This is a genomic window from Dokdonia sp. LLG6352-1, from assembly GCF_045055815.1.
Lineage (GTDB): Bacteria > Bacteroidota > Bacteroidia > Flavobacteriales > Flavobacteriaceae > Dokdonia > Dokdonia donghaensis.
Window position 1 is genome coordinate 259,733 of the sequence record NZ_CP159329.1, and the last position, 25,118, is coordinate 284,850.

23 protein-coding genes are annotated in these 25,118 nt (G+C 39.0%); 4 read left to right on the forward strand and 19 right to left on the reverse strand.

Translation table 11 applies throughout. The annotated features are described in order from the left end of the window. Window positions 1–265: 265 nt before the first annotated feature. From ABVM49_RS01165 to mraZ, 14 genes are all read right to left on the reverse strand, one after another. Window positions 266–715 carry a GatB/YqeY domain-containing protein gene (locus ABVM49_RS01165; protein ID WP_035327651.1) on the reverse strand — a complete coding sequence of 150 codons (450 nt, stop codon included), beginning with the start codon at window positions 713–715 and terminating at the stop codon, window positions 266–268. 138 nt (window positions 716–853) lie between these two features. Continuing rightward, window positions 854–2,869 (reverse strand): cell division protein FtsZ, encoded by a 2,016-nt coding sequence (gene ftsZ, locus ABVM49_RS01170; protein ID WP_405202689.1) that lies wholly within the window; start codon window positions 2,867–2,869, stop codon window positions 854–856. A gap of 97 nt (window positions 2,870–2,966) precedes the next feature. Further along, window positions 2,967–4,316 (reverse strand): cell division protein FtsA, encoded by a 1,350-nt coding sequence (ftsA, locus tag ABVM49_RS01175; protein WP_405202690.1) that lies wholly within the window; start codon window positions 4,314–4,316, stop codon window positions 2,967–2,969. Between the two features lie 55 nt (window positions 4,317–4,371). Further along, window positions 4,372–5,088, reverse strand: coding sequence for a cell division protein FtsQ/DivIB (locus tag ABVM49_RS01180; RefSeq protein WP_405202692.1), 717 nt, complete (start codon window positions 5,086–5,088; stop codon window positions 4,372–4,374). Next, on the reverse strand, window positions 5,078–6,430 hold the full coding sequence (gene murC / locus ABVM49_RS01185; RefSeq protein WP_405202693.1) for a UDP-N-acetylmuramate--L-alanine ligase: 1,353 nt from the start codon (window positions 6,428–6,430) through the stop codon (window positions 5,078–5,080). Before murC ends, ABVM49_RS01180 begins: the two co-directional genes overlap by 11 nt. 31 nt (window positions 6,431–6,461) lie before the next feature. Then, the gene (murG, locus tag ABVM49_RS01190) at window positions 6,462–7,559 is read right to left on the reverse strand and encodes an undecaprenyldiphospho-muramoylpentapeptide beta-N-acetylglucosaminyltransferase (RefSeq protein ID WP_405202694.1); all 1,098 of its coding nucleotides are present in this window, start codon (window positions 7,557–7,559) and stop codon (window positions 6,462–6,464) included. Beyond that, window positions 7,546–8,754 (reverse strand): FtsW/RodA/SpoVE family cell cycle protein, encoded by a 1,209-nt coding sequence (locus ABVM49_RS01195; protein ID WP_035327639.1) that lies wholly within the window; start codon window positions 8,752–8,754, stop codon window positions 7,546–7,548. The genes murG and ABVM49_RS01195 overlap by 14 nt, the downstream gene beginning before the upstream one ends. A gap of 120 nt (window positions 8,755–8,874) precedes the next feature. Next, entirely contained in the window at window positions 8,875–10,212 is a 1,338-nt protein-coding gene (gene murD, locus ABVM49_RS01200; protein ID WP_405202695.1) for a UDP-N-acetylmuramoyl-L-alanine--D-glutamate ligase, read from the reverse strand. Between the two features lie 60 nt (window positions 10,213–10,272). Then, window positions 10,273–11,511, reverse strand: coding sequence for a phospho-N-acetylmuramoyl-pentapeptide-transferase (gene mraY, locus ABVM49_RS01205; protein WP_405202696.1), 1,239 nt, complete (start codon window positions 11,509–11,511; stop codon window positions 10,273–10,275). Then, on the reverse strand, window positions 11,511–12,974 hold the full coding sequence (locus ABVM49_RS01210) for a UDP-N-acetylmuramoyl-L-alanyl-D-glutamate--2,6-diaminopimelate ligase (RefSeq protein WP_405202697.1): 1,464 nt from the start codon (window positions 12,972–12,974) through the stop codon (window positions 11,511–11,513). Before ABVM49_RS01210 ends, mraY begins: the two co-directional genes overlap by 1 nt. Continuing rightward, window positions 12,971–14,962 (reverse strand): penicillin-binding protein, encoded by a 1,992-nt coding sequence (locus ABVM49_RS01215; RefSeq protein WP_405202698.1) that lies wholly within the window; start codon window positions 14,960–14,962, stop codon window positions 12,971–12,973. The genes ABVM49_RS01210 and ABVM49_RS01215 overlap by 4 nt, the downstream gene beginning before the upstream one ends. Window positions 14,963–14,964: 2 nt before the next feature. Beyond that, on the reverse strand, window positions 14,965–15,285 hold the full coding sequence (locus ABVM49_RS01220; protein WP_038599681.1) for an FtsL-like putative cell division protein: 321 nt from the start codon (window positions 15,283–15,285) through the stop codon (window positions 14,965–14,967). Between the two features lie 7 nt (window positions 15,286–15,292). Then, entirely contained in the window at window positions 15,293–16,189 is an 897-nt protein-coding gene (gene rsmH / locus ABVM49_RS01225) for a 16S rRNA (cytosine(1402)-N(4))-methyltransferase RsmH (protein WP_038599677.1), read from the reverse strand. After that, entirely contained in the window at window positions 16,176–16,646 is a 471-nt protein-coding gene (gene mraZ, locus ABVM49_RS01230; protein WP_038601257.1) for a division/cell wall cluster transcriptional repressor MraZ, read from the reverse strand. Before mraZ ends, rsmH begins: the two co-directional genes overlap by 14 nt. Window positions 16,647–16,962: 316 nt before the next feature. Between mraZ and ABVM49_RS01235 the strand changes: the two genes are divergently transcribed. Next, complete coding sequence (locus ABVM49_RS01235) at window positions 16,963–17,727, forward strand: alpha/beta fold hydrolase (RefSeq protein ID WP_380033459.1); 765 nt, start codon at window positions 16,963–16,965, stop codon at window positions 17,725–17,727. A 132-nt stretch (window positions 17,728–17,859) separates the two neighbouring features. Beyond that, entirely contained in the window at window positions 17,860–18,465 is a 606-nt protein-coding gene (gene yihA / locus ABVM49_RS01240) for a ribosome biogenesis GTP-binding protein YihA/YsxC (protein WP_038599672.1), read from the forward strand. Here the strand turns inward: yihA and ABVM49_RS01245 are convergent. Genes ABVM49_RS01245 through gldB form a run of 3 tightly spaced genes read right to left on the reverse strand, consistent with a single transcriptional unit; the run spans window position 18,455 to window position 20,151 of the window. Next, a complete protein-coding gene (locus ABVM49_RS01245) occupies window positions 18,455–18,826 on the reverse strand; it encodes a GTPase (protein ID WP_405202700.1) in 372 nt (123 codons plus the stop codon). The genes yihA and ABVM49_RS01245 overlap by 11 nt on opposite strands. A gap of 5 nt (window positions 18,827–18,831) precedes the next feature. After that, the gene (gldC, locus tag ABVM49_RS01250) at window positions 18,832–19,170 is read right to left on the reverse strand and encodes a gliding motility protein GldC (protein WP_035327624.1); all 339 of its coding nucleotides are present in this window, start codon (window positions 19,168–19,170) and stop codon (window positions 18,832–18,834) included. Window positions 19,171–19,173: 3 nt separating this feature from the next. Further along, on the reverse strand, window positions 19,174–20,151 hold the full coding sequence (gene gldB / locus ABVM49_RS01255) for a gliding motility lipoprotein GldB (protein WP_405202702.1): 978 nt from the start codon (window positions 20,149–20,151) through the stop codon (window positions 19,174–19,176). An 83-nt stretch (window positions 20,152–20,234) separates the two neighbouring features. Between gldB and nadE the strand changes: the two genes are divergently transcribed. Further along, on the forward strand, window positions 20,235–21,023 hold the full coding sequence (gene nadE / locus ABVM49_RS01260) for an NAD(+) synthase (protein WP_405202704.1): 789 nt from the start codon (window positions 20,235–20,237) through the stop codon (window positions 21,021–21,023). A gap of 125 nt (window positions 21,024–21,148) precedes the next feature. Further along, on the forward strand, window positions 21,149–21,787 hold the full coding sequence (locus ABVM49_RS01265) for a response regulator transcription factor (protein WP_038599666.1): 639 nt from the start codon (window positions 21,149–21,151) through the stop codon (window positions 21,785–21,787). On the opposite strand, the gene dnaG is transcribed toward ABVM49_RS01265, so the two are convergent. Together dnaG and ABVM49_RS01275 are read right to left on the reverse strand one after the other, a co-directional pair. Further along, entirely contained in the window at window positions 21,784–23,763 is a 1,980-nt protein-coding gene (gene dnaG / locus ABVM49_RS01270) for a DNA primase (protein WP_405202706.1), read from the reverse strand. The genes ABVM49_RS01265 and dnaG overlap by 4 nt on opposite strands. 235 nt (window positions 23,764–23,998) lie before the next feature. Continuing rightward, window positions 23,999–25,087, reverse strand: coding sequence for a hypothetical protein (locus ABVM49_RS01275; protein WP_405202707.1), 1,089 nt, complete (start codon window positions 25,085–25,087; stop codon window positions 23,999–24,001). Window positions 25,088–25,118: the final 31 nt, after the last annotated feature.

Sequence of the window (25,118 nt, forward strand, 5' to 3'; positions counted from 1 at the left end):
TAATTAAAAGATAAGTTGAGGATAGAATTTTACTACAAAATAAGGGGAGGCCACAAACATACTAAAAAAAGTGAAAGACACTAGCCTTATCTATTGAAAACTAGTATCTTGCAAAATAAAATTTAATACATAAAATTAGAAAAGTGACGCTGCTTATGTTTATAAATAAACGTATTCGCAAGTTATGGCTGTTACTTGAGTTTATTTATAAAAAAAGAGGCACATTATTGTGCCTCTTTCAATAGTATCATATTTAACGTATATATTAGCTCAGTCTTGATTTTACGATCGTACTTATAGTCTTACCATCTGCTTTACCAGCTAGCTTGCCATTAACCTGCCCCATTACTTTACCCATATCCTTCATTCCTTGAGCACCAGTAGTAGCTATGACCTCATCTACCACTTTGGCTATATCATCTTCTCCTAGTTGTTCAGGTAAAAATTGTGCAATAACTTCTGCTTGAGCAAGCTCAGGCTCTGCAAGATCTGCTCTACCTTGTTCATTAAATATGGCTGCACTATCCTTACGTTGTTTAACAAGTTTTTGAAGCAATTTTAACTCTTGCTCCTCTGTTATTTCTTCTTTTGCACCGCTTTCTGTTTGTGCAAGTAAGATAGCAGATTTTATAGCGCGTAGTGACGTAAGGGCATTTTGATCTTTGGCCTTCATAGCCTCCTTCATAGCCGTCATCACATCTTTAGATAGACTCATAGTTTATTGTTTTAATTAGATTATCAAAGATACGGAGTTTTATATGTACCACTTAAGTAGAAATAATCACTCCATAAAAAAGTAGTCCAACAATCTTGGGGGAGATCATTGGACTACAAAGCACTAATAATAATTGTATTAATCTACATTATCGTGTAGAAATGAGTTGTTCTTACGTAGTTGTACTTCGTCATTATCATCTGTAGAGAGTGATGTTCTAGATAGGTTACCATCTTTTTTTGGCGTCTCATCTAGATCTATACCCATACGTTTATATGCAGGCTGCTTCTCTATCTCTTCTATACGTGACTGGTTATTTCTAAACTTGTAGTTAAACTCCTTCATCTTACGTTTACGCTCTGATGCTCTATCTATAAGTAACTTTGAGATAGGGCTATTCATAGGGTCTATTTCTGCCTCTGGCTCATCTTCTTCTTTCTCTTGAGGAGCAACTGTCTTTGTTTCAAAAACGATTGTTTCTTCCTCATCAATATCTTCTTTTACAATAGAGGCACTTGAGAGTGTCTCTTCGAGCTCCATATAATCTTCAAGACTGTAGCGAGTCTCTCCATCATTAGTATGCTCGGTAACTGGAATGATTTCTATAGGCTCATTTACTTCTATTGATGCTGTGCTATCGTCAAGGTCAAAAAGCTTAGGTGCACTTTCTTCCTCTTGTACAGTAGTGTCTGCATTGAGTGGCATATCAAAAAAGAGCATTCCGTTTCCTTCTGGCTCTTTATTTTCAACTATTGGGCTTTCTTGACGTACAGTTGTATCTATGATTTCAAAGTCTGCATCATTTTCGGCTAGAATTTCATCATATACTACATTGATATTTTTTATAATATCTGTTGTAGGCACAATATCCATTTTATATTGCTGGCTTGCTGGAGCTTCTTGTCTTGCCTGAGCCTGTGGTGCTTCTGGAGCTTTTTCTTGTGGAACTTCTTTTACAGGCGCTTTCGCGAAAGCGCTAGTAGTATCCTCCAGCTCATCTAAGTCTAGCGTGTGTACAATCTTAGCTGGTGCTACTGGTTTTTGAGGCTCAACTGGTGCTGCTGGCGGTATCTCTACCGTCGCCTCTGGCATAAGGTCTTGTTGTGCTTTTTGCTCCTCCTCTAGCGTGTGTATAATTTTTTTTGTCTCAACGTTTACAATATCGTTTTGCTGCTCTGCATTAAAACCTGTTGCTATTATTGTTACAGAAATCGCATCTCCTAGAGAGTCATCTTCACCCACACCCATAATGATGTTTGCACTATGACCAGCCTCTGCTTGTATGTGATCATTTATTTCACCTATCTCATCTATAGTAATCTCATCACCACCAGAAACAATAAGGAGTAGTACATTCTTTGCACCTGTAATCTTGTTATCATTAAGTAATGGTGAGTCTAGCGCTTTTGATATTGCCTCATTTGCACGACTTGTACCACTAGCAGTAGCGCTACCCATTATAGCTGTACCAGATTTACTCAACACTGTCTTTGCATCACGCAAGTCAATGTTTTGTGTATAGTGGTGTGTTATTACCTCTGCTATACCTCTTGAGGCTGTGGCAAGAACCTCATCTGCTTTACTAAAACCAGCTTTAAAGCCTAGGTTTCCATAAACCTCACGTAGCTTATTATTATTTATTACAATGAGTGAGTCTACCTGAGCACGTAGTCTATCTACTCCTTTCTGGGCTTGTTCGTTACGCATTTTTCCTTCAAACTGGAAAGGAATCGTGACTATCCCTACGACTAGGATATCAAGCTCACGAGCCATCTTTGCAATTACAGGAGCGGCACCAGTACCTGTACCACCACCCATTCCGGCAGTAATAAAGATCATCTTTGTATTAGTACCTAACATCTGTTTAATATCCATCTCACTCTCTATGGCAGCTTGCTCACCCACTTCTGGATTTGCTCCTGCACCAAGACCTTCTGTAAGACCTACACCTAGTTGTATCTTAATAGGCACTGTACTATTCTCAAGTGCTTGTGCATCTGTATTACAGATTACAAAATCTACACCTTTTATGCCCTGCTGGAACATATGGTTAATAGCATTGCTACCTCCTCCACCTACACCTATCACTTTTATGACATTGCTTTGGTTTTTAGGTAGATCAAATGTGATGTTATTAAATTGTGTCGTACTCATATAATTTATTTTTTGCCCCGTTGTATTCTACTAGATCGACGCCCATACGCCGATTTGATTTTTGTTCTTATTTGTTTAAAAGTGTAACGCTATTGCACTACTCTGCATTATCAAGAAAATCTTTAAACTTATCTGCCCATCTATCAAAGATGCTGCGCTTAGGCGCTTGTGGCTTAGTTTGCCTTGCTTCTATGTCTGTTTCTTGTACTTCATTTATGGTATCTGTAAATACCTCTTCTTCTTTTGCTATCGCCTCTTCTTCTGCATCAAGGTGTGAGTTGTATAGCCCGTGTTCTAAACTATTCATCACAAGGCCTACTGCTGTCGCATAAAGCGGGCTCGTGGTCTCTGCATCACTATCTCCAGCTAGGTGCTCATTAGGATATCCTATACGAGTATCCATACCAGTGATATATTCCACTAGCTGTTTTAAGTGCTTAAGCTGGCTTCCTCCACCTGTGAGTACTATACCTGCTATAAGTTTTTTCTTCTGCTCCTCGTGACCGTAATTCTTAATTTCTAGATACACTTGTTCTACAATCTCCACTACTCTTGCGTGAATGATTTTTGACAAGTTTTTTAATGTTATCTCCTTAGGCTCACGACCACGCAATCCAGGAATGGAAACAATCTCGTTATCTTTATTTTCACCTGGCCACGCAGATCCAAATTTTATTTTGAGCAGCTCTGCTTGTTTTTCTATAATTGAGCAACCTTCTTTTATATCATCTGTGATAATATTACCACCAAAAGGTATTACAGCCGTATGCCTGATTATCCCGTCTTTAAAAATCGCAAGATCTGTTGTACCGCCACCTATATCTATAAGAGCGACACCAGCCTCTTTTTCTTCTTGACTTAGCACTGCGTTTGCAGAGGCTAGTGGCTCTAGGGTAATACGATCTAAATTGAGCCCTGCGCTCTTAACACAACGTCCTATATTTCTTATAGATGCTACTTGACCTACAACTACGTGAAAATTTGCTTCCACACGACCACCATACATTCCTATAGGTTCCTTTATCTCACTCTGCCCGTCTACCTTATACTCTTGTGGTAAGACGTGTATAATCTCCTCACCAGGTAACATTACTAGTTTATGTACTTGATCACATAATGCTTCTATATCTTGCGCATCTATTACCTCTTCAGAGTTATTTCTAGTGATGTAATCGCTATGTTGTAATGAGCGTATGTGCTGTCCAGCTATACCTACTACAACATCTTTTATTTTAATCCCTGATACATCTTCGGCCTCTTGTACTGCTTGTTGTACAGACTGTATGGTCTGGGTAATATTATTAACTACACCACGATGCACACCAAGACTTTTAGACTTACCTATACCTAGAATTTCTACCTTGTTGTACTCATTGTACCGCCCTATCATTGCCACGATCTTCGTGGTCCCTATGTCCAGTCCTACTGCGATATTTTGATTTTCCATACTTCTAATTTTGAAGGTTTACGCTTTCGCGAAAGCGTTCTTATAACACCCTCTATTACTTTTTCTCACAAACTACTTGCCCGTCATACTTGAGCACTATTGTTTTATAATTACCTAAGCTTTTATCTTTTTGTGCCTTTTGATAAAACGCTTTATAATTGCTGAAACGTTTATTAAGTTGCTCTACTTTACCTAGCGAGATTGTATACGCTAGCTTTCTTGCTTTGAGCACATACTCACCACTAGCGGTGCGTAATATGCCTATGATGTGCTTTGAGAGAAATGTATCACCATTGATAAATTTTACAAGCTCAAATACTTTGTCTATATCTTTTTTTGTTGCTCCTGTAACGAGAGGGACGTGAGCAGCGTGATTTTCTGACAGTGGCATCACCTCACCACCCTCGTCTATATAAAATGACGTAGCACCGTTGAGTCGTGCAATAGGCTTGCGTTGCTCTATTGCAACTCCTACCTCACCACTCATCGATACATAAACATCTGCATTCTTGATAATTGGATGCGCCTTGACGCGATTTTCCATTATACTCAAAGCTAAATTTTCTTTAGGCGTTTCCGTAACCTTTTTCCCACTTACTATCAACAATTTATTAACGGTCTCACGAGTGACAAAAGGTGCACTTTCATCATCAAAAGAGATGGCAATTTCTTCTACAAGACGAGCGTCGTTTCTCTGCACAGAAAACCCAAACAGAAACACTGTGAACCCCAGTAAAACAAGCATCTTTATGTAAAACCAATTAACCTTCACACTGCAATATTTTTGTAACTTTTAATATTTCTACACCTATATCTCCCGCACCCATCATTACTATAATTTTCTTATTTGAAGCTGTTACAATCTCAGGTAAGCGATTTTTTGTGACAATTTCTTTATTTGAAAGCGTCATTTTTTCTAGCAATACTTGACTTGTAATACCTTCTATAGGTAACTCTCTCGCTGGGTAAATATCTAGCAGTGCTACCTCATCAAAACGAGATAACTCTGTGGCAAAATCTACCATAAAATCCTTTGTTCTACTAAACAAATGTGGCTGAAAAATAGCCAGCACTTCCTCGCCCGGATACATCTCTTTTATACTTTGATACACCGCCGCAATCTCTGTAGGGTGATGTGCATAATCATCTATGAGCACCTTATCTTGAGACTGGTAGCGATAGGTAAACCTGCGATTTACACCCGCATAACTAGCTAACGCTTCTGGCAACTTTGCTACTGGAGTACCGTAAGCCACCGCCATACTAAGTGCCGTGGTAGCATTAAATAGATTGTGTCTTCCTGGCAATGTAAATTTCAAATCTTTAAGCACACCTTCTGGATACTTAAAATCAAAATGATAAGCACCGTCTACAATGCGCACATTTTGTGCCGAGTATGTTGCATCATCTTCTATACCCACCGTATTACCTGCAAGTGGTAAACCATTTCTTATAAATCTCTTTTCTGGAGCTACAAGAGATCCAAACTCTTGAAAAGTCGCCACAAGATCTGCCTCGTCTTCATAAATATCGAGATGATCTGCATCCATAGAGGTGATGCACAATATATCTGGAGTGAGCTGTAAGAATGACCTATCAAACTCATCTGCTTCTACAACGGTAATATCGCTTCCGTTCTGAATAAGGTTACCGTTGTAGTTATTTGTTATTCCTCCTACAAAAGCCGTTACTGGTGCTCCCGTAGCAGCGAGTAGGTGACCTAATATACTTGAGGTAGTTGTTTTTCCGTGGGTGCCAGCAACGGCAAGCGAGAACGACTGGTTTGCAATAAGACCCAAGACTTCTGCGCGTTTTTTGAGGGTATGCCCGCTTTCGCGAAAGCGTACTAACTCTCCCATTGTACTTGGCACCGCAGGTGTATAAATAACAAGAGTGTTTTCCTTATCTGCAAAGATCTCATCTATCGCATCTCCCTTATCTTGAAAATGAACAGCAACGCCGGCCTCTTGCAACTTTGTGGTTACATCTGAAGGCGTCTTATCATAACCTGCTACATTTTTACCTTCATTTTGAAAATAAAAAGCAAGCGCACTCATCCCTATACCGCCTATGCCGATAAAGTAAAAGTTCTGTATGTCCTTAAGTGCTTTCATATATAACTCTTCACAATATGCTGTAAAGTTTCTACTTTTTATCTTTTAATAATTTTTCTACCTCATCTACTATATCACTAGTCGCATTAGGCAAAGCGAGCGCATTTATTTTATTGCCCAAAGCAAGCCTAGACGGCTCATCATCTATTAATGCCTTAACCATAAGTTCAAACTTCTTGTCAAGGTCTTTTTGAGCAATGAGTATAGCGCCACCTTCTTTTTCTATGGCTTTTGCATTTTTGGTTTGATGATCTTCTGCTACATTAGGCGACGGTATAAAAATAGTTGCCTTCCCCACGATACATAACTCAGATACAGAGCTTGCTCCTGCGCGGGATACAATAATATCTGCAGCAGCATAAGCCATATCCATCTGGTCTATGTATGCCATCACTTTAACATCTTCACTATCTAGATGCTTATAGGTGTCATAATATAATTTACCCGTTTGCCATAAAACCTGTACCCCTTGTTCTCTAAGGAAAGGTAGCTTCTCATACATAAGCTCATTAACAGCTTTTGCACCAAGACTCCCTCCTATCACAAGCACCACTTTTTTACTAGCATCTAGCTCATATTTTGCCATCGCTTGTTCGCTTTTGCCTGATATATCAAGTAAATCGGAGCGTACTGGATTTCCTGTTTTTACAATCTTTTCTTTAGGAAAAAATCGATGCATCTCATCATATGCTACACATACTTTACTTACGTGTTTTCCCAGTAATTTATTTGTGATGCCCGCATAGCTGTTTTGCTCTTGTATTAATGCTGGTATGCCAGCTACCGTTGCCATTTTAAGCAAGGGACCACTAGCAAAACCACCCGTACCTATGACCACGTCTGGCTGAAACTTTTTTATAATCTTACGAGACTTCCACAAACTACTTATGAGCTTAAATGGAAACATAAGATTATCTATCGTGAGCTTGCGCTGTATACCTGCTATCCATAATCCCTCTATGTCAAAACCTGCTTGTGGCACCTTGTCCATCTCCATACGGTCGCTCGCACCTACAAAGAGAAATTGTGCGTCAGGATGACGGCGCTTTATCTCGTTTGCGATGGCTATAGCAGGATAGATGTGGCCACCTGTTCCTCCTCCAGATACTATGACTTTATAAGGCTTCACTTAAAACATCTAATGGGTTTAACTCACTCTCTTCTTTTACCGGCGTAGGTTTGCGCTTTGCACTTACACTTAACACAATTCCTACAGCGAGACAGGTCATCCATATAGATGTACCTCCACTACTCACTAGTGGTAATGTTTGCCCAGTTACAGGAAACAACTCTACAGCAACTGCCATATTAATAAGCGCCTGAAAAACTATAGGTAATCCTACTCCCACTACCACCAGCTTTGCAAAAATCGTTTCGGCTTTATGGGCTATCACTGTTATTCTAAATAGCAATAACATATATAAGAACAATAGAAAACCTGCTCCAGCAAGACCAAACTCTTCTACAATGATGGCGTATATAAAATCTGAAGATGACTGTGGCAAGAAGTTTTTCTGTACACTTTTACCAGGACCTTGACCTAATAAACCACCTGAGGCAATTGCGATTTTTGCTTTTTCAATTTGGTAATCTGCATCTGCATCTACCTCATCATTTGCAAAGTTTTCTACACGACTTATCCAGGTGTCTACCCTGTTTGGGAACATCCCCGGAAAAGCTTTTGCCATAAGCACAAAAAATAACAGCGCCACAATACCTGTTGCTATTACAATACCTAAATACTTAAGCGGGTACCCACCTAAAAACACAAGAGCAACCACCATAGCAGCAATGATTGCCGTGGTCGAAAAATTGGCTGGCAATATGAGTCCCAGAACTACCGCCACAGGCAACCATAGAGGAACAAGAGTTTCTTTAAAAGTCACAGCTTTATCCTTAATTTTTGCCAGATAACGCGCTACATAGACCATAAGCACAACGCCTGCAAAGGTTGATGTCTGAAAACCAACACCCAGTATAGGTATCTTAATCCATCTACTTGCATTTGCACCTCCCATCGTGGTACCCTGGGCTAGCGTTACTATAAGTAGTATAATCACAAAGGGCAATGCTATAAATGAGAGCCCTTTAAAATAATGATGTGGTATTTTATGCACGCCATATAGCATCGCAAAACCTAGTACTAAGTGCATCCCGTGCTTAATTAAAAAACGCACAGTATTACCGTCGCCCTTTATATAAGCAAGGTTACTCGCAGCACTATAAACTGGCAAAAATGAAAACAATGCCAGTAGAGCAACAATTGCCCATATAGCTTTGTCGCCTTGTAAACCTGCAAATATGTCTTTAAAACTAGTACTCACTTACTATTAATTGTTTTTGTTGCGCTTTCGCGAAAGCGTAATTTTTCTTTTTTTTTATAAACTCTGATACACCGGCTACTCACGGGGGATTGCAGCTTGCAGCCGGTTGTATAATCAGAATTAAAGGTTACGTACGGCAGCTTTAAACTGGCGGCCTCTATCCTCATAGTTTTCAAATAAATCAAAGCTTGCACACGCTGGAGAAAGCAATACATTATCACCACGCTCTGCCACCTTGTAAGCAATCTTTACAGCCTCTGTCATAGACGGTGTTTCCACAATAATATCCACCATATTTTCAAAATGACTCATAAGCTTTTGATTATCTACACCTAGACAGATAATTGCTTTTACCTTCTCATTAATAAGGGGATATAAGTCACGATAATCATTACCCTTATCTACTCCACCTACTATCCATACCGTAGGGTCGTTCATACTATCTAGTGCATAAAAGGTAGCGTTTACATTAGTCGCCTTACTGTCATTTATGTACTGCACGTTGTTAATCTTAAGCACCTGCTCTAACCTATGCTCTACCCCTTGAAAACCTTCTAAACTCTCACGTATCGTTGCCTTACGGATGTTTAATAAATTTGCTACCGTAGAGGCAGCCATTGCGTTTTTCTTGTTGTGTTGCCCTTTAAGAGCGAGATTGTTTGTGGTCATTGTAAAGGTGTTATTATCTATTTGTACTACTAGGTTATTGTCTTTTATAAAAGCGCCATTTTCAAATTTTTGTGTGAGTGAAAAGGGCAATAATTTTGAGCGCACCGGGTGTTTATTAAGCCAGTCTACACTCACGGGATCATCTGCATCATAGATGAGATAATCTGTTTCTTTTTGGTTCATCGCTATTCTAAATTTTGATGCGATGTAATTTTCAAACTTATAATCGTATCTATCTAAGTGATCTGGTGTCACATTGAGCACCACCGCGATATGAGGTGCAAAATCTGCGATTCCGTCTAACTGGAAACTGCTTATTTCAAGCACATAGGTGTCAATCTCCTTTTGCGCCACCATCTTTGCATAGCTGTCTCCTATGTTTCCCGCAACGCCTAGATTAATACCTGCTTGTTCCAGAATAAATCCAGTAAGCATCGTGGTTGTAGTTTTCCCGTTACTTCCGGTAATCCCCACAATTGTGGCATCTGTATATTGAGATGCAAATTCTATCTCAGATATTACAGAGACTCCTTTTTCTATTAGCTTTTGCACAATAGGTGCTTTATCTGGTATTCCAGGACTCTTCATCACTACATCTGCATTGAGAATAAGTGCTTCTGTATGACCTTCTTCTTCCCAAGAAAACTCTTCGGCAGTGAGTATCTCTTTGTAGTGATTCTTTATCTTCCCAAAATCAGATAAGAACACGTCATAGCCTTTGGCCTTGCCTAAAATGGCAGTGCCTACGCCAGACTCTCCAGCTCCTAATATGACTAATCGTTTCTTCATTTTTTTATACCCTCTAACTTTGGCAGGTTTAGTGTTGACTTCGCTTTCGCGAAAGCGTGATTATCTAATTTTTAATGTTATAATAGAAAGTACCGCAAGCAATATCCCCACAATCCAAAAGCGAGAAACTATCTTACTCTCGTGTATGCCTTTCTTTTGATAATGATGGTGTAATGGTGACATCAAGAAGATGCGCTTACCTTCTCCATATTTCTTTTTTGTGTATTTAAAATATCCAACTTGCATTACCACAGAGAGATTCTCCATTAAGAAAATCCCGCATAAAATAGGAATGAGCCATTCTTTTCTAGTAGCAATGGCAAGTACCGCTATAATACCACCTATAGTGAGACTACCTGTATCACCCATAAACACTTGTGCTGGATAAGCATTATACCATAAGAAGCCAATGAGAGAACCCACAAATGCTGCTATAAAAATGAGCATCTCTCCCGTACCTGGGATATACATCACATTGAGATAATCACTAAAGATGATGTTACCAGATATAAAGGCAAATATGCCTAGCGTGAGCACTATAATAGCACTCGTACCCGCCGCGAGACCATCTATACCATCTGTAAGATTTGCTCCGTTAGACACTGCAGTTATTATAAAAATCACGATCGGGATAAATATGATCCACGCATAGTCTTTCCAGTCTTCATTGATACTAGTAAGTATCGTGCTGTAATCTATCTCGTTATACTTTACAAAAGGAATAGTAGTCTTGAGACTCTTATGTGCTACATCAAACTTATCATTACCTCTAAGTGTAGTGATTTCTACCTGCTCTGTTCCTGCTGTTTGCTTGATTTCTTCACGTATGGTAATGTCACTATGAAAGAACATTGTTGCCCCCACAATGATACCCAGCCCAACCTGGCCAATAACTTTATACTTACCAGCTAGACCGTCTTTATTTTTTTGCATTTTCTTTTTATAGTCATCTAGGAAACCTATGATTCCCATCCACACAGTGGTTACTATTAAAAGAATGATATAGATATTTTGCAAGTCACCTAGGAGCAGCACAGGTATTAGCGTAGCACCTATAATTATGAGTCCCCCCATAGTAGGTGTACCTGCTTTTTCTGCTTGTCCTTCTAGGCCTAGATCTCGTATTTGCTCACCCATCTGCTTGCGTTGCAAAAACTTAATCACACGCTCTCCATATACCGTAGATAGTATTAATGAAAGCAACACCGCAAGCGCTGCTCTAAACGTACTAAACTGAAACAAGCCTGCACCTGGCAAGTTATAAGCTTCGTCTAACCATTGAAAAAGATGATACAGCATTACTTGTTAAGTTGTTTAAGAGTTTCTTGTACTATTTTATAATCATCAAAATCAAAACGCTCTCCATTTATCTCTTGATAAGTCTCGTGACCTTTACCTGCTATTAATATTATGTCTCCCGCATTTGCCAGTTGACAAGCAGTTTTGATAGCTTGTTTTCTATCAGTAATAGACAGAATTCTTTTGTAATGTATAGGCTCTACCCCTGCTTCTATTTGCTCAATAATAGCCTCTGGATTTTCTGACCTTGGGTTATCACTTGTGATAATAGCCTTTGTACTAAGTGCGCTAGCGATGTTGCCCATTTTAGGTCGCTTTGTAGTATCACGATCACCTCCAGCTCCTACAACCGTAATAAGCTCTTCATTTTTAGTACGAATGTCATTTATAGTTTCTAGTACATTTTTAAGGGCATCTGGCGTATGTGCATAATCTACTATTGCAGTCACATTACCCTCAGAAATAAAATATTGAAAACGTCCAGACACACTCTCTAGCTCACTTAAAAGCTGTAATGCTTCCATTTGATCTAGTCCCAAAAGTTTTGCTGTTGCAAAAATGGCTAAGAGGTTATATGCGTTAAAAGAACCAATAAGCTTTACCCAAACTTCTTGATCTTGAATTTTAAGTAATAATCCAGATAATTGATTTTCTAGAATTTGCGCTCTATAATCTGCATATGATTTTAAAGCGTAGGTTACTTTCTTTGCCTTTGTATTCTGAACCATAACAGGTCCATTTTTATCATCGTTATTTATAAGCGCAAAAGCCGTTTTAGGCAACTCATCAAAAAACTTTTTCTTAACATCTCTGTACTCTGCAAATGTCTCGTGATAGTCCAGATGGTCGTGAGATAAATTTGTAAAAATCCCTCCCTCAAAATGTAAACCTTCTGTGCGCTTTTGATGAATACCGTGAGAGCTCACCTCCATAAAACAATACTCAACCCCGGCAGCACTCATCTCTGCGAGATACTTATTAATAGTAAGACTATCTGGTGTAGTATGCGTTGCCTTATGCTCTGTTGCATCTACCATAATCTTCACAGTAGATAATAACCCAGTCTTATACCCAGCCTTCTTAAAAAGTTGATATAACAGGCTGGCGATAGTAGTCTTACCATTAGTACCAGTAATCCCTATAAGCTTCAGATTTGCAGATGGGTTTCCGTAGTAATTACTTGCTATTGTAGCGAGGGCACTAGAGGTGTCTGCTACTTTCACGTAAGTGATACCATTTACAACTTGCTGCGGCATCTCCTCACAAATAATCGCTAGTGCTCCCTGAGCAACTGCCTTTTCTATATAATCGTGACCGTCACTCTGGGTCCCACGTATTGCCACAAACACATCATTAAGAGACGCTTTACGCGAGTCGAAATGTACATCTGTGATAGCAATAGCAGTATTACCCACTACAGACTCCAGGGTTACTCTATATAATATGTCTTTAAGTAAAATCACGATAATTGCAGCGTAATGGTTTTGTTCTTTTCTATCTTATCACCAGCCTTAATAGACTGGCTTTTTACTTTTCCGCTTCCGCGAAAGTTTACTTTTAATCCTAAGTTTTCTAGCAATGCTACAGCATCCATACCTGGCATACCTTTTACATTTGGGATTGTCTTATGGCTCTTATTTACGCTTGCATAATACTTCTGAAAGTCATTCGTAATATTAGAAGCATTATCTGCCGGCAGTGCTATTTCGTCTACCACTGGCGTATCTGAATATATTTTTTGAGCAATCTCTTTAAACACCGGAGCAGCAACCACATTGCCATAAAACCCTATAGATTTTTTAGGCTTGTTTACCACAACAATGCACGAGTACTTAGGCTCATCTGCAGGAAAGTATCCTGCAAAAGATGATATATACCTGCCCGCTTCTATCCAGTATTCTGTTTGACAAGTACCCGTCTTGCCAGCCATAGAGAATTCCTTGCTGTAGATATTTCTTGCTGTACCACGCTCTACAGTTTTCTTCATCATCTCCTTAACAACGTTAATTGTTTCTTGAGATGCGATGCGTGAGTTTATTACCTCTTTATCAAAAGTCTCTATAGTTTGATCCCACTCCTTTACCTCTTTGATAAAACGAGGTTTTACCATCTCACCATCATTTGCAATGGCATTATAAAATGTGAGTGTTTGTAATGGAGTAAGCTCTACGCCATAACCAAAGGCCATCCAAGGCAGCGTAGTTCCATACCAGTTTTTATCTCCTGGGTACGGAAAATTAGGTTTTCCTTCTCCTTTTATCTCTAGCCCTAACTGATCGTTGAGACCCATATTAAAAAGTCGTTTTACAAACTTTTCTGGATCTGAGGCATAGTTATCGTTTATCATTTTCGCGAAAGCGGTATTACTACTCAACTCAAACGCTTTTGCCGCAGTGATTTTACCATAACCACCACGCTTAGAATCTATAGCTGTACGGTCATAAAATTTTACTCGTCCATTTTCTGTATCAAACACCGTACTTGAGTCAATCACCTTGTCTTCTAGTGCAGCTACCATAGACATCAATTTAAAAGTAGACCCAGGCTCGTGTGCCTCTCCTACCGCATAGTTGAGACGCTCGTAATATTTTCCTTCTTTAGTACGACCTAAATTTGAGATTGCTTTAATCTCGCCAGTCTTAGTTTCCATAACTACCACACAACCGTGATCTGCCTGGTATTTTTCGAGACTCGTAAGTAAGGCATTGTGAGCAACGTCTTGAATATTTACATCTATGGTAGAAATGACATCATACCCATCGCGAGGCTCTACTACATTACCTATCCCTAAAGGTTTCCACTCGCCTTTTGCAATCTTTTGCTTAAGACGGCGTCCTTCTTTACCTCTTAGATAATAACCATAAGCTCCTTCTAGGCCTACGCGCGTATAATACCCACTATCATCCTGACGCTCGTATCCTACTGTGCGCTCTGCCATTTTTTCTAATGGATGCTCACGCTCTGTATGCTCTTCTACAATGATCCCTCCTCTAAACTGGCCTTTATTAAACAATGGCAACGACTTGATTTTTACATAATCTGCATAACCTAGTTTACGGGCAATAAATAAATAGCGGTTTTTTGTGCTACGTGCTTTGCGCAGTCTGTTTTCATAATATGACTGAGGCTTACCAAGCACCTCAGAGAGTCCTTTAGAAAGCGCTACAATGTTTTCATTAAAGTTATCCTTAGACGGTGCGAGTGCATCCCAGCGTATATCGTACTTAATTTGAGACGTAGCAAGTAGACTACCATCCTCTGCATAAAGATTACCACGCGTAGCTGGTATGGTAACCATCTTCTCGGTACTAGTAACAGCAAGCTCTCGATATGCCGCACCTTGAAATACCTGTATCGCTACAAGTTTATATGCAATAATAAGCGCTAGAAGAAACATACATCCAGCGACGAAATAAAGGCGGTTTAATATGTTCTTTTCTGATGTAGCCACTTTTAATCTCTTTCTTCTATTTTTACTTTAATTTTTTTTGGAGGTACATTAGATGGTTTTACCCCTCTTGCCTCAAGCGCCTTTGCGACACTACTACTTGTTTTTAATTTCCAGAGATTTACTCTAGAATCTACAGCCTCACTGCGCAACTCTGCAACCTCATCTTTAAGATCTGCTATCTCGTGTACTTTCTCATCTGCCCTATGCGAACTAGCAATCATAATAAGCGCCAGTACAGATAAAAAAATGATCATTCTCCAGTTCTTAAAAGCATCTTCATCTACAAGAAACTTACCCTTAAGTATGTCATTTACTTTACTCATAAACACACTATACTTTTGCAGCTATTCTAAGCTTTGCACTACGAGCTCTGTTATTACTCTTTATTTCTTCTTTGCTAGGCACAATTAATCGGCCTACTTTTTTAAACGGCACTTCAAAATTGCCGTACATATCTTTTTCTGGCTCTCCTTCAAAAAGACCATTACGTATGTAACGCTTTACCAGTCTATCTTCAAGAGAGTGATAACTTATAAGACTTATTCTCCCACCTGGCTCAAGCAGCTGCTCCGTCTGGAGCAAAAATTCTTTAAGAACCTCTATTTCTTGATTTACCTCTATGCGTATTGCTTGATAAATCTGTGCGAGTATTTTATGCTCTCTATGTTTTGGTAAAAAGGCCGCAAGCACTTTTTTAAGTTGCTCGCTTGTTTTTATAGGCGCATTACCTCTTGCTACAACAATTGCACTAGCAAGCTTAGGTGCATTGCGCAACTCTCCATACTGCCAGAACACTTGCCTTAGGTCCTCCTCTGCATAATCATTAACTACGTTATAAGCAGAGAGATCATCCTTCTGGTTCATACGCATATCAAGATCACTTTCAAAACGGGTAGAAAAACCTCGCTCTGCAACATCAAACTGATGTGAACTCACACCAAAATCTCCCAGAATCCCATCAACCTTTTTATGACCGTGAAAACGCAAGAAGCGCTTTATGAACCTAAAGTTTTCTGGTATGAGCACAAATCTGCTATCATCTGGCACATTTTGCGCTGCATCTGGATCTTGATCAAAACCATACAACTTACCATTCTCACCTAGCCTGCTCAAAATCTCTCTAGAGTGACCTCCACCGCCAAATGTGACATCTACATAAACACCATCTGGCTTTATGTCAAGACCATCTACGGTCTCTTTTAATAAAACTGGGTTATGATAATCCATCTGGTATATCGCTATCTCCCATTACCTCCTCGGCTAGATCTGCAAAGTCTACTGCCGCCTCGTCAATGGCTTTTTCATATAAATCTTTATCCCAAATCTCAAGAATATTAAACGCGGCATTTACCACGATAGACTTCTCAAGCTTTGCAAAACTTCCCAAATCCTTAGACACAAGAATTCTCCCCGTACCATCTACCTCTACAGGCTTTACACCTGCATTAAAACGACGTATAAACTCATCGTTCTTTTTATTAAAACGATTAAGCTTATTCACTTTTGCGCTTAGCACATTCCACTCTGCAATGGGGTACAACTCAAGACACTTTTGAAACACAGCACGCTTAAGCACAAAACCATCCTGAAGGATAGGTGCCAGCTGCTTTTTAAACGCTTGAGGCAGCATAAGGCGGCCTTTGGCGTCTATTTTACATTCGTATGTTCCAATGAGATTAATCACTCGAGATGGGTTAGTTTTTATCTATTAACTCAAATATAGCGCAAATATTACCACTTTTTACCACATTCTACCACTTTGTTGATAAGTTGTACCACCACCCTATACTTGTTAACAATGGTTCATTACTTTAAATTGAGGTCTTTTACTAAAAAAAAATCTTAGATATGTTGAGGCACGCTTTCGCGAAAGCGCACTAAAAACTCTCATAATGAACACTATATAACAGGATATAAACCCTATGAAGCAAAGTCAAAAAATGGTAACCAATCAAAACCGAAATAGCTATATTTGCTTGGATTGAAGACTAACCACATTTATGACACACGACTTAATTACTGAAGGAGATTTTACCTATCTAGAGAAAGGCGAAGGCACACCAATTATTATCTTACACGGGTTAATGGGTGGCTTAAGCAACTTTGATGCGGTGACTTCTCATTTTTCGGAAAATGGGTATAAGGTGGTCATTCCTGAGCTACCAGTTTATACAATGCCACTTCTTAAGACTGGAGTAAAATCTTTTGCTTCATACCTGAACGATTTTATAAAAATGAAAGGGTATAAAGAAGTAATATTATTAGGAAATTCTATGGGAGGTCACGTGGGCCTTTATCATACAAAGATGGCTCCAGAGACCGTAAAAGCACTGGTTATCACAGGAAGCTCTGGTCTTTATGAAAGCGCAATGGGAGAAAGCTACCCTAAGCGTGGCGACTATGAGTACATTAAACAGAAGGCTCAGGGTGTTTTTTATAACCCAGAGTGTGCTACAAAAGAGATTGTAGATGAAGTTTATGACACCGTAAATGATCGTAACAAGCTTCTCAAAACACTTGCGATTGCAAAAAGTGCGATACGACACAATATGGCGCAAGATCTTCCAGAGATGAAAACACCTACGTGTATCATCTGGGGTAAGCAAGATGGTGTGACTCCACCAGAAGTTGCAGAGGATTTTAATAAACTCCTTCCAGATTCAGATCTTTTTTGGATAGATGAGTGTGGTCACGCAGCAATGATGGAAAAGCCTAACGAGTTTAACGACATACTACTTAAGTGGCTCAAAGAAAGAGGCTTTTAATAACCTACTCTAAAGTCTAAACAGTTTAAATTTATACTCTCAGCTATTTGCAATTACCTCCACACGGTAATCGCTTTGCACTTTATTGTATTGTAATTCTTTAATGAGGGATTACATTGTTACTTTTGCATTATGAAAATAAAGTCTGCCACATTTGTAGTAAGTAATTCTGAGGTATCAAAATGCCCCAACACGCGCATACCAGAATATGCCTTTATAGGCCGCTCTAATGTAGGCAAGTCTTCACTTATAAATATGCTTACTAACCGTAAGAGTCTTGCCAAAACCTCTGGAAGACCTGGAAAAACGCAGCTTATTAATCACTTTTTAATAAACGAAAACTGGCACCTAGTAGATTTACCTGGTTATGGTTATGCTCGAGTATCAAAAAAAGATAAGAAGTATTTTCAAAAATTTATCACCGACTATTTTGAGCAACGCGAGCAAATGATCTCTGCATTTGTGCTGGTAGATTGCCGCCACGAGCCTCAAAAAATAGATATGGAGTTTATGGAGTATATGGGTGAGAAGGAAATCCCTTTTTCTATCATATTTACTAAGGCAGACAAGCTGCGACCACAAGCCCTAGAACGCAATATAGAAGAGTACAAACGCATTATGCTTGAGGGTGTATGGTGGGAGTTTCCTAACTACTTTGTGAGTAGCTCAAGCGATGGTACCGGGCAAGATGAAATTTTAAATTACATTGAGGAGATAAACAGCAATCTCAAAAATTAAAAAGACGCAATACCTCTTGCACTTCTTCTATTAAAGCTTCGGGCGTTTGCAACTCAGTAAGTCGCGCTTTTGAGATAGCAACTTCTAGACCACCATCTGTAGCGGCTAGTACCACAGGAAAATCGTACTGCGGCAACCACTTAGACCTGTAGCGCCTTAAGAACTCATCTTTATGCAAAAACTGCATTGGGGTTTTTACGCTTTCGCGAAAGCGTAACCACACTTTCTTTTCTGTAAAAGCTCCGTGGGTAAGATCACAAAGCTCACACTGGTAAGTTTCTGGACTCACCAGCTTATGAGCCGTATCTAGAATACCATTTATGGCGCCAGAGTTTGCATTGTATATAAATAGCAAACTCATATCTTTTACTTCTCCTTTAAGTTAAGGTGCTCTGCAAAGTAATCTGTAAAATCTTTCATCGTATCTGCCATTTTCTCATCATTTGTAGCACGTTTAAAAGAGTCTGTCATCCCTACAAGCACTTGATGGAAAAACTGCTGCATCTCATCTACTGGCATATCCTTGGTCCATAAATCTATACGTACAGTTTCTTTCTGGTTAGGATCCCACAGAGAGAGTAGCATCGCTTTTGCCTCCTCATTTGCCACTCCTCCATCACGAGCTGTCCACGCCATTTTTTCTGGCACACGATTTTCATCAAGCTCAATAGAAATTTTTATATCAGATTTTATATTTTTCGCCATTTCTTAGGGTTTATATTTTGCGTTTGCAAAGATAGTTGTTGCATCTTGATTCAATAGCGCTTTAAGCGATATATCATTTTTAGACATATATGACGCAACAATCTCATAACCTATAAATCTCCCTATGCGCCCAGGTGTTTCATTATCAAAGGATAGATAAAACTTTGAGAAAGGAGCGGGATCTATAAAACGACTAAGCAATTTTTTATCTGTGTCATAAAGCAGTTCATTTTTAATAAAGAACTCCCAGATATTCATCTCGTTTTCTTGTGCAAAAGTAAGCTCACTTTCTGTATACCCAAAGACCTCTTTGAGCGGGGTTTCTCCTAATAAGGTTTTCATTAAATACAATTTCTTACCCTCATAAATCATTTCTGAAAGAAAATCTTGGGTACGGGGCTTACTTACTTTTTGATTTGCAAACGCTGCGGCAACATCTACTGCTATTTGCTCTTTTCTAAAGTTTTTACTTTGAAATTTAGGTATCCCTATATAAAAATGGTGCTCTGTACCTAGGTAAGTATCTAGACCTATAAGAAGAAGACTATCTGCTAGAACAACTTTATTTCTATAATCTACCTCAGAGGCTAGCGTTACCACCTTAGGCACAGTAGTCTCTGGGAAGTAATAAACTATATGACGAAATAGATTTTCTAACTGCTCCTCTTCCTGATTAAAATCTGGATAAGCTTTTGCCAGCTCTTCATTAATTTCTAGCTGGATGGTATCTTTAAAGCGCTGCGCCCAGTACTCATCTGGATACTTTTTTGAGAACAAATAAGGAAACTCCCCTTTTAAATTATCTAGCTCATCTATTGTAGACTTTGCAAATAATTGGTCAAAGCGACGCACCTCCATATCTAACTCAATAGCTTCTATAGCAGCTTCTTCTTTTGAAATTTCAGCGCAGCCGGTTACTAGCCCTAGCATTACTAAAAGCACAAGCATTTTATTCATAGAGTTTGTATCTTTATAATTCATAACGCAGGTAATACAAAAAGTTGTATTATATAGCGTTTACAAAGGTAAAAGTACCAATTTTATACACTCTAAAATAATCGCAAATGCAAACTGAAAAAGTAGTAGACCACATTGTAAACTGGTTAAAAGAATATGCAACAAATGCAAGAATGAATGGTTTTGTAGTGGGTATAAGTGGTGGTATAGATAGTGCACTTACCTCAACATTATGTGCAAAAACTGGACTGAGAGTACTTTGCGTAGAGATGCCCATACATCAAGATGAGCGCCAAGTAACCCGCGCAAAAGAACATATAAAGCAACTTAAGGAACGATTTGCAAATGTTACTGACGTGGAGGTTAACCTTACCGACACCTTTGAGCAAATGAAAAAGGCTGTGCCTGCAGTAGAGATGAGCGAGCAACTTAATCTAAGCCTAGCAAATACGAGAGCTAGATTGCGTATGAGTACTTTGTACTATTTTGCAGGGTTACACAAATACCTTGTCGCTGGTACAGGTAACAAGGTAGAAGACTTTGGCGTAGGTTTTTATACTAAGTATGGTGATGGAGGTGTGGACTTGAGCCCTATTGCAGATTTAATGAAATCTGAAGTGTATGCGTGTGCTGCACAAGTAGGTGTACCAGAGAGTATACAAAAAGCCGCTCCTACAGATGGATTATGGGGAGATGACCGCACAGACGAAGACCAAATAGGAGCTACATATGATCAATTAGAATGGGCTATGACACAAGATGAAGATAACAGCACTTCTGACAATTGGACAGACGAACAACACAGAGTGTTCAAGCTTTATAAAAAATTGAATACTGCAAATCTTCACAAAATGAACCCAATACCAGTCTGTGAAATACCCGTTAATCTTAAATAAATAGCATTTTAGCGAAATTTTTAACAAAAAAGTTAATAAAATTATCAATTAAGCTTACATTAGTGCTGCAAACAAACAAGTAAACCCCTCAATTTCTTGTTTCATTATTTGTTAAACAATAACTAATGAACAAAGTACTAATAGCAGATCATCACCCGATCACACGAAAGGGTATTTCCTCTATTCTGCAAGCCGAAGGTCAATATGACATCATAGGCTATGTAAAAGACGGAAATAACCTCCTGAACACCTTGACCACAACCGAGGTGGATATCCTCATTCTTGAAATCGATATCCCAAACCTAAACAGTATAACTGCTTTAAAAGCCATTAAAAGAGAGTTTCCCCATATTAAGATACTCGTTTTAAGCTGTCATCCCGAGGAGATGTACGCTCTAAGCGCTATCAAATATGGAGCCTCTGGATATGTTGCAAAAACAGCAGATGTAGAGCGTATTATAAACGCCATTACACAAGTTCAAAAAGGTGGTATATACCTTAATGAGGCTTTAAGCCAGCGACTTGTAAATGACGGTAACGCTACGCAAGGTTTAGCATATAAGTATAAAAAACTCTCAAGTAGAGAGATAGAAGTTCTCAACCTCTTATCTAATGGTAAGCGCAATAAAGAAATTGCCGCAGACCTAGATATTAACGAGAAAACTGTAAGTACTTATAAGATGCGATTACTCAAAAAACTAGAAGCACAAAATGTGGCAGAGCTTATAAAGCACGCACGTTTATTGCAGAGTAGTCATATCTAGACCGACAGCACTCGGCCCAGTTTATTACCTAGTAAGGTATTGAGCGATTGGTAATCAAGAATGTCTTTAATAATCTCCTGATTATTAGAGCTTCCTTGTGTCTTATCCATAAGCTCTTTTATCTTCTGGGTGATAAGGTATTTACGTAAACTAAGCACAGTTTCTGATACAAACTGAGCTATTGAAGTGTCTTTTTTACGCACATAAACCTCACGTGTATCCCAGCGATGTAGCTCATACTTCTCATCATTAAGAATGATGTTAGAAATCTCGCTTGCTTCTTCTGGAGCGAGCTCATTGATAAAGTTTTGAATTTGAAAATTATCATTTAGATTCATTTGCTCTACTATTCTCACATACAAAACCTTAAAAAGGTCGTTTGTAAACTCCACCTCATCATCTTGAAGGTCTAAATAGATTTTTTCAAAAACCCTAAGTTTATGAACCTCTGGCACTAGGCCAAGTGAGCCATCTTCATTTTCTTTAAGAACCAGATCTTCAAAATCTTCTTCTACCTGCCCGTATAAAAGTAATGACTCTATAAGCTTGCGCTCAAGCTCATATAACACATTAACTTTCTCAACAGCATTAGGCATCTCGTCTGGCACCACAGACATATACTCTGATGGCGGTTGAGATTGATTACCTCTATTTTGTTTTGCTGCCTCCTTTTTATCTTTCTTAAGTATTTGAGCAAGCGTGTTATACAACACAGTCTCAGAGACCTCCATTATACGCGCACACTCTTGCACATAAATTTCTTGCTTTATGGCATCAGGTATTTTAGAAATACTCTCTACCATATCACGTACAGTATCTGCCTTTTTTACAGGGTCACCAGCCGCTTCTTCTACAAGCAGGTTTGCTTTGTACTGTATAAAGTCTTTTGCATTTTCATCAAAAAAAGCAACGATTTCTTCTTTACTATGCTTTCGCGAAAATGAGTCTGGATCTTCCCCCTCAGGAAAAGAGCAAACCCTCACGTTCATTCCCTGCTCAAGAATTAAATCAATCCCTCGTAGTGCTGCGCGCTGTCCAGCAGCATCACCATCAAAAAGAACCGTTATATTTTTAGTAAGTCTATTTATTAATCGTATTTGCTCTGGAGTAAGTGCCGTTCCAGAAGAAGAAACTACATTCTCAATACCCGACTGAAACATCTGTATCACATCTGTATACCCTTCTACTAGGTAACAGTTATCCTCCTTTGCAATGGCTTGCTTTGCATAGTAAATACCATACAGCACTTTACTCTTATGGTAAATGTCACTCTCTGGCGAGTTGAGATACTTTGCTGCTTTCTTACTACTATCTAATATTCTACCTCCAAAACCTAGTACACGACCACTCATAGAGTGTATAGGAAACATCACACGCCCTTTAAAACGGTCAAATTGTTTCTCCTCCTTTACAATGGATAGTCCTGTCTTTTCTAAGTAATCTAGTTTGTAACCTTGACGTATTGCCTCACTCGTAAAAGCATCCCATTGATCTGGATTATACCCTAGCTGAAATTTTTCAATAGTCGCTGCAGTAAACCCGCGTTCTTTAAAATATGAAAGACCTATAGCCTTACCCTGCTCAGAGTTGAGCATCGTTTTATGGAAGTAATCACGAGCATACTCACTCACGAGATACATACTCTCACGCTCATTTGCAGCTTCCTTTTGCTCGTCTGTGCGCTCTGTTTCTTCTACCTCAATGTTGTATTTTTTGGCTAGGTATTTTATCGCTTCTGGATAGCTAAAATGCTCGTGCTCCATCAAAAATGAAACCGCCGAACCTCCTTTACCTGTAGAAAAATCTTTCCAAATTTGCTTCACAGGACTCACCATAAAACTAGGCGTACGCTCGTCAGAAAATGGAGAGAGGCCTTTAAAATTAGATCCAGATTTTTTAAGATTTACAAAATCACCTATCACCTCCTCTACACGGGCGGTTTCAAAAACTTTGTCTATGGTTTCTTTTGATATCAAATCTAGCTTGTCGTGATTATGTTACAATAACTTTTGGTAGCCTGCAAAAGTACTTCAAATTACAACAGTTTTCAATATAACGCATTGCATCGTTTATAAAAAAAATCAAATCACTTATAAATAGAAATAGCCCAGACATTTTACATATCTGAGCTACCTTCTTTCTTAATTCCGCTTTCGCGAAAGCGTTATAAAACACTTTTACAAAAACAGAATGCTAGCTATACATTATATGTTACCAGTCCCAACGCAAGCCTAGAGAGACATTATTTACATCACCTAAGTCACTTGTGCTGAAAGCGGTGCTCAAGTCATACTTGCCGTACAGGCTAAGGTCTTGCGATAGTCTTATGTAGCTACTCACCCCATACACAAAGTTATCACTACCAAAGTCTTGCTTCTCTTTTGTCTTGATGCGGTCTCCATTTTCTTTATACTTCAATTTTTGTTGTGTCCCAAGTCGCACACCTACATAACCTCCTATACCCATTCTAAATTTACCTGACAGCCTGTAGCGCACATAGTCTTCTTCTTGCTCCTTTTTCCACCCGCCAAATTCTAGGTGCACAGGCACCACTAGGTTTGAGAAACGTAACTGGGTCTTGTCTAACTCTTGTGGGAACTCCTCATAAGCAGCGACACCCTCTGTGACTACGAGTCGCTCATTTTGTTTTGTAAACAGCTTGTTAGTTTGCAATGACACTCCATACTTGAGGTGAAGCGCGCCAGAGTTTTGAAATACTCTCGTTTTCCAGGCATAACCTAGTTCAAAAAAGCGCGATTTACCTATGGAGAACTCATCGCCAAAGTCGGCTCCATTTTCTACAATACCGTTGTTGAGACCAAAGGCAAATACAAGCTCGCTATACGTACGTCTATCATATGTGACTTTTTTTGGCTTATTGGTATTTACAGCGATACCTAATACTCTGTTGCCGTTCTCATCTGCACTACCAAAACCTATTTCTACAGAGGTAGGTTTTGAAGGATCTATGCGTCCGGTTCTTTTTACCAGTGCGATTTGATTATCTATAATGGCTAGTTCGTTTTCTATATTAAGAGCAACTTCTTGTGCGGCATCCTTTTTTTGTTGTTCTGCCTGGGTGGCACTAATGTTTTGTTTTTCTCTTTGAGCATTTATAAACTGGATTCTCTGTTTGAGATTGCTTTTCCAGTTTTCTTTTACTTTCTCTTTTCGAGCTTCTAGGGTTGATACTTGGTCTACAATTTTTTGAGAGACCTCTTGTTGCGCTTCTTGCGCATTTACGTTTTGGGCAAAGATTACCACTGTTGCCGCTAGGGCAATTTTAAAAATTGTGTTCATAATAGTTTGTGTTTTGTGCGCTCGATGATAG

Coding starts and splice junctions, on each gene's coding strand:
- ABVM49_RS01275 (WP_405202707.1), bottom strand. CDS start 25,087: ATGAACACAATTTTTAAAATTGCCCTAGCGGCAACAGTGGTAATCTTT.
- murC (WP_405202693.1), bottom strand. CDS start 6,430: ATGAAAGCACTTAAGGACATACAGAACTTTTACTTTATCGGCATAGGC.
- ABVM49_RS01235 (WP_380033459.1), top strand. CDS start 16,963: ATGACACACGACTTAATTACTGAAGGAGATTTTACCTATCTAGAGAAA.
- ABVM49_RS01165 (WP_035327651.1), bottom strand. CDS start 715: ATGAGTCTATCTAAAGATGTGATGACGGCTATGAAGGAGGCTATGAAG.
- murD (WP_405202695.1), bottom strand. CDS start 10,212: ATGAAGAAACGATTAGTCATATTAGGAGCTGGAGAGTCTGGCGTAGGC.
- yihA (WP_038599672.1), top strand. CDS start 17,860: ATGAAAATAAAGTCTGCCACATTTGTAGTAAGTAATTCTGAGGTATCA.
- ABVM49_RS01265 (WP_038599666.1), top strand. CDS start 21,149: ATGAACAAAGTACTAATAGCAGATCATCACCCGATCACACGAAAGGGT.
- ABVM49_RS01245 (WP_405202700.1), bottom strand. CDS start 18,826: ATGAGTTTGCTATTTATATACAATGCAAACTCTGGCGCCATAAATGGT.
- ABVM49_RS01220 (WP_038599681.1), bottom strand. CDS start 15,285: ATGAGTAAAGTAAATGACATACTTAAGGGTAAGTTTCTTGTAGATGAA.
- mraY (WP_405202696.1), bottom strand. CDS start 11,511: ATGCTGTATCATCTTTTTCAATGGTTAGACGAAGCTTATAACTTGCCA.
- nadE (WP_405202704.1), top strand. CDS start 20,235: ATGCAAACTGAAAAAGTAGTAGACCACATTGTAAACTGGTTAAAAGAA.
- ftsA (WP_405202690.1), bottom strand. CDS start 4,316: ATGGAAAATCAAAATATCGCAGTAGGACTGGACATAGGGACCACGAAG.
- gldC (WP_035327624.1), bottom strand. CDS start 19,170: ATGGCGAAAAATATAAAATCTGATATAAAAATTTCTATTGAGCTTGAT.
- gldB (WP_405202702.1), bottom strand. CDS start 20,151: ATGAATTATAAAGATACAAACTCTATGAATAAAATGCTTGTGCTTTTA.
- rsmH (WP_038599677.1), bottom strand. CDS start 16,189: ATGGATTATCATAACCCAGTTTTATTAAAAGAGACCGTAGATGGTCTT.
- ftsZ (WP_405202689.1), bottom strand. CDS start 2,869: ATGAGTACGACACAATTTAATAACATCACATTTGATCTACCTAAAAAC.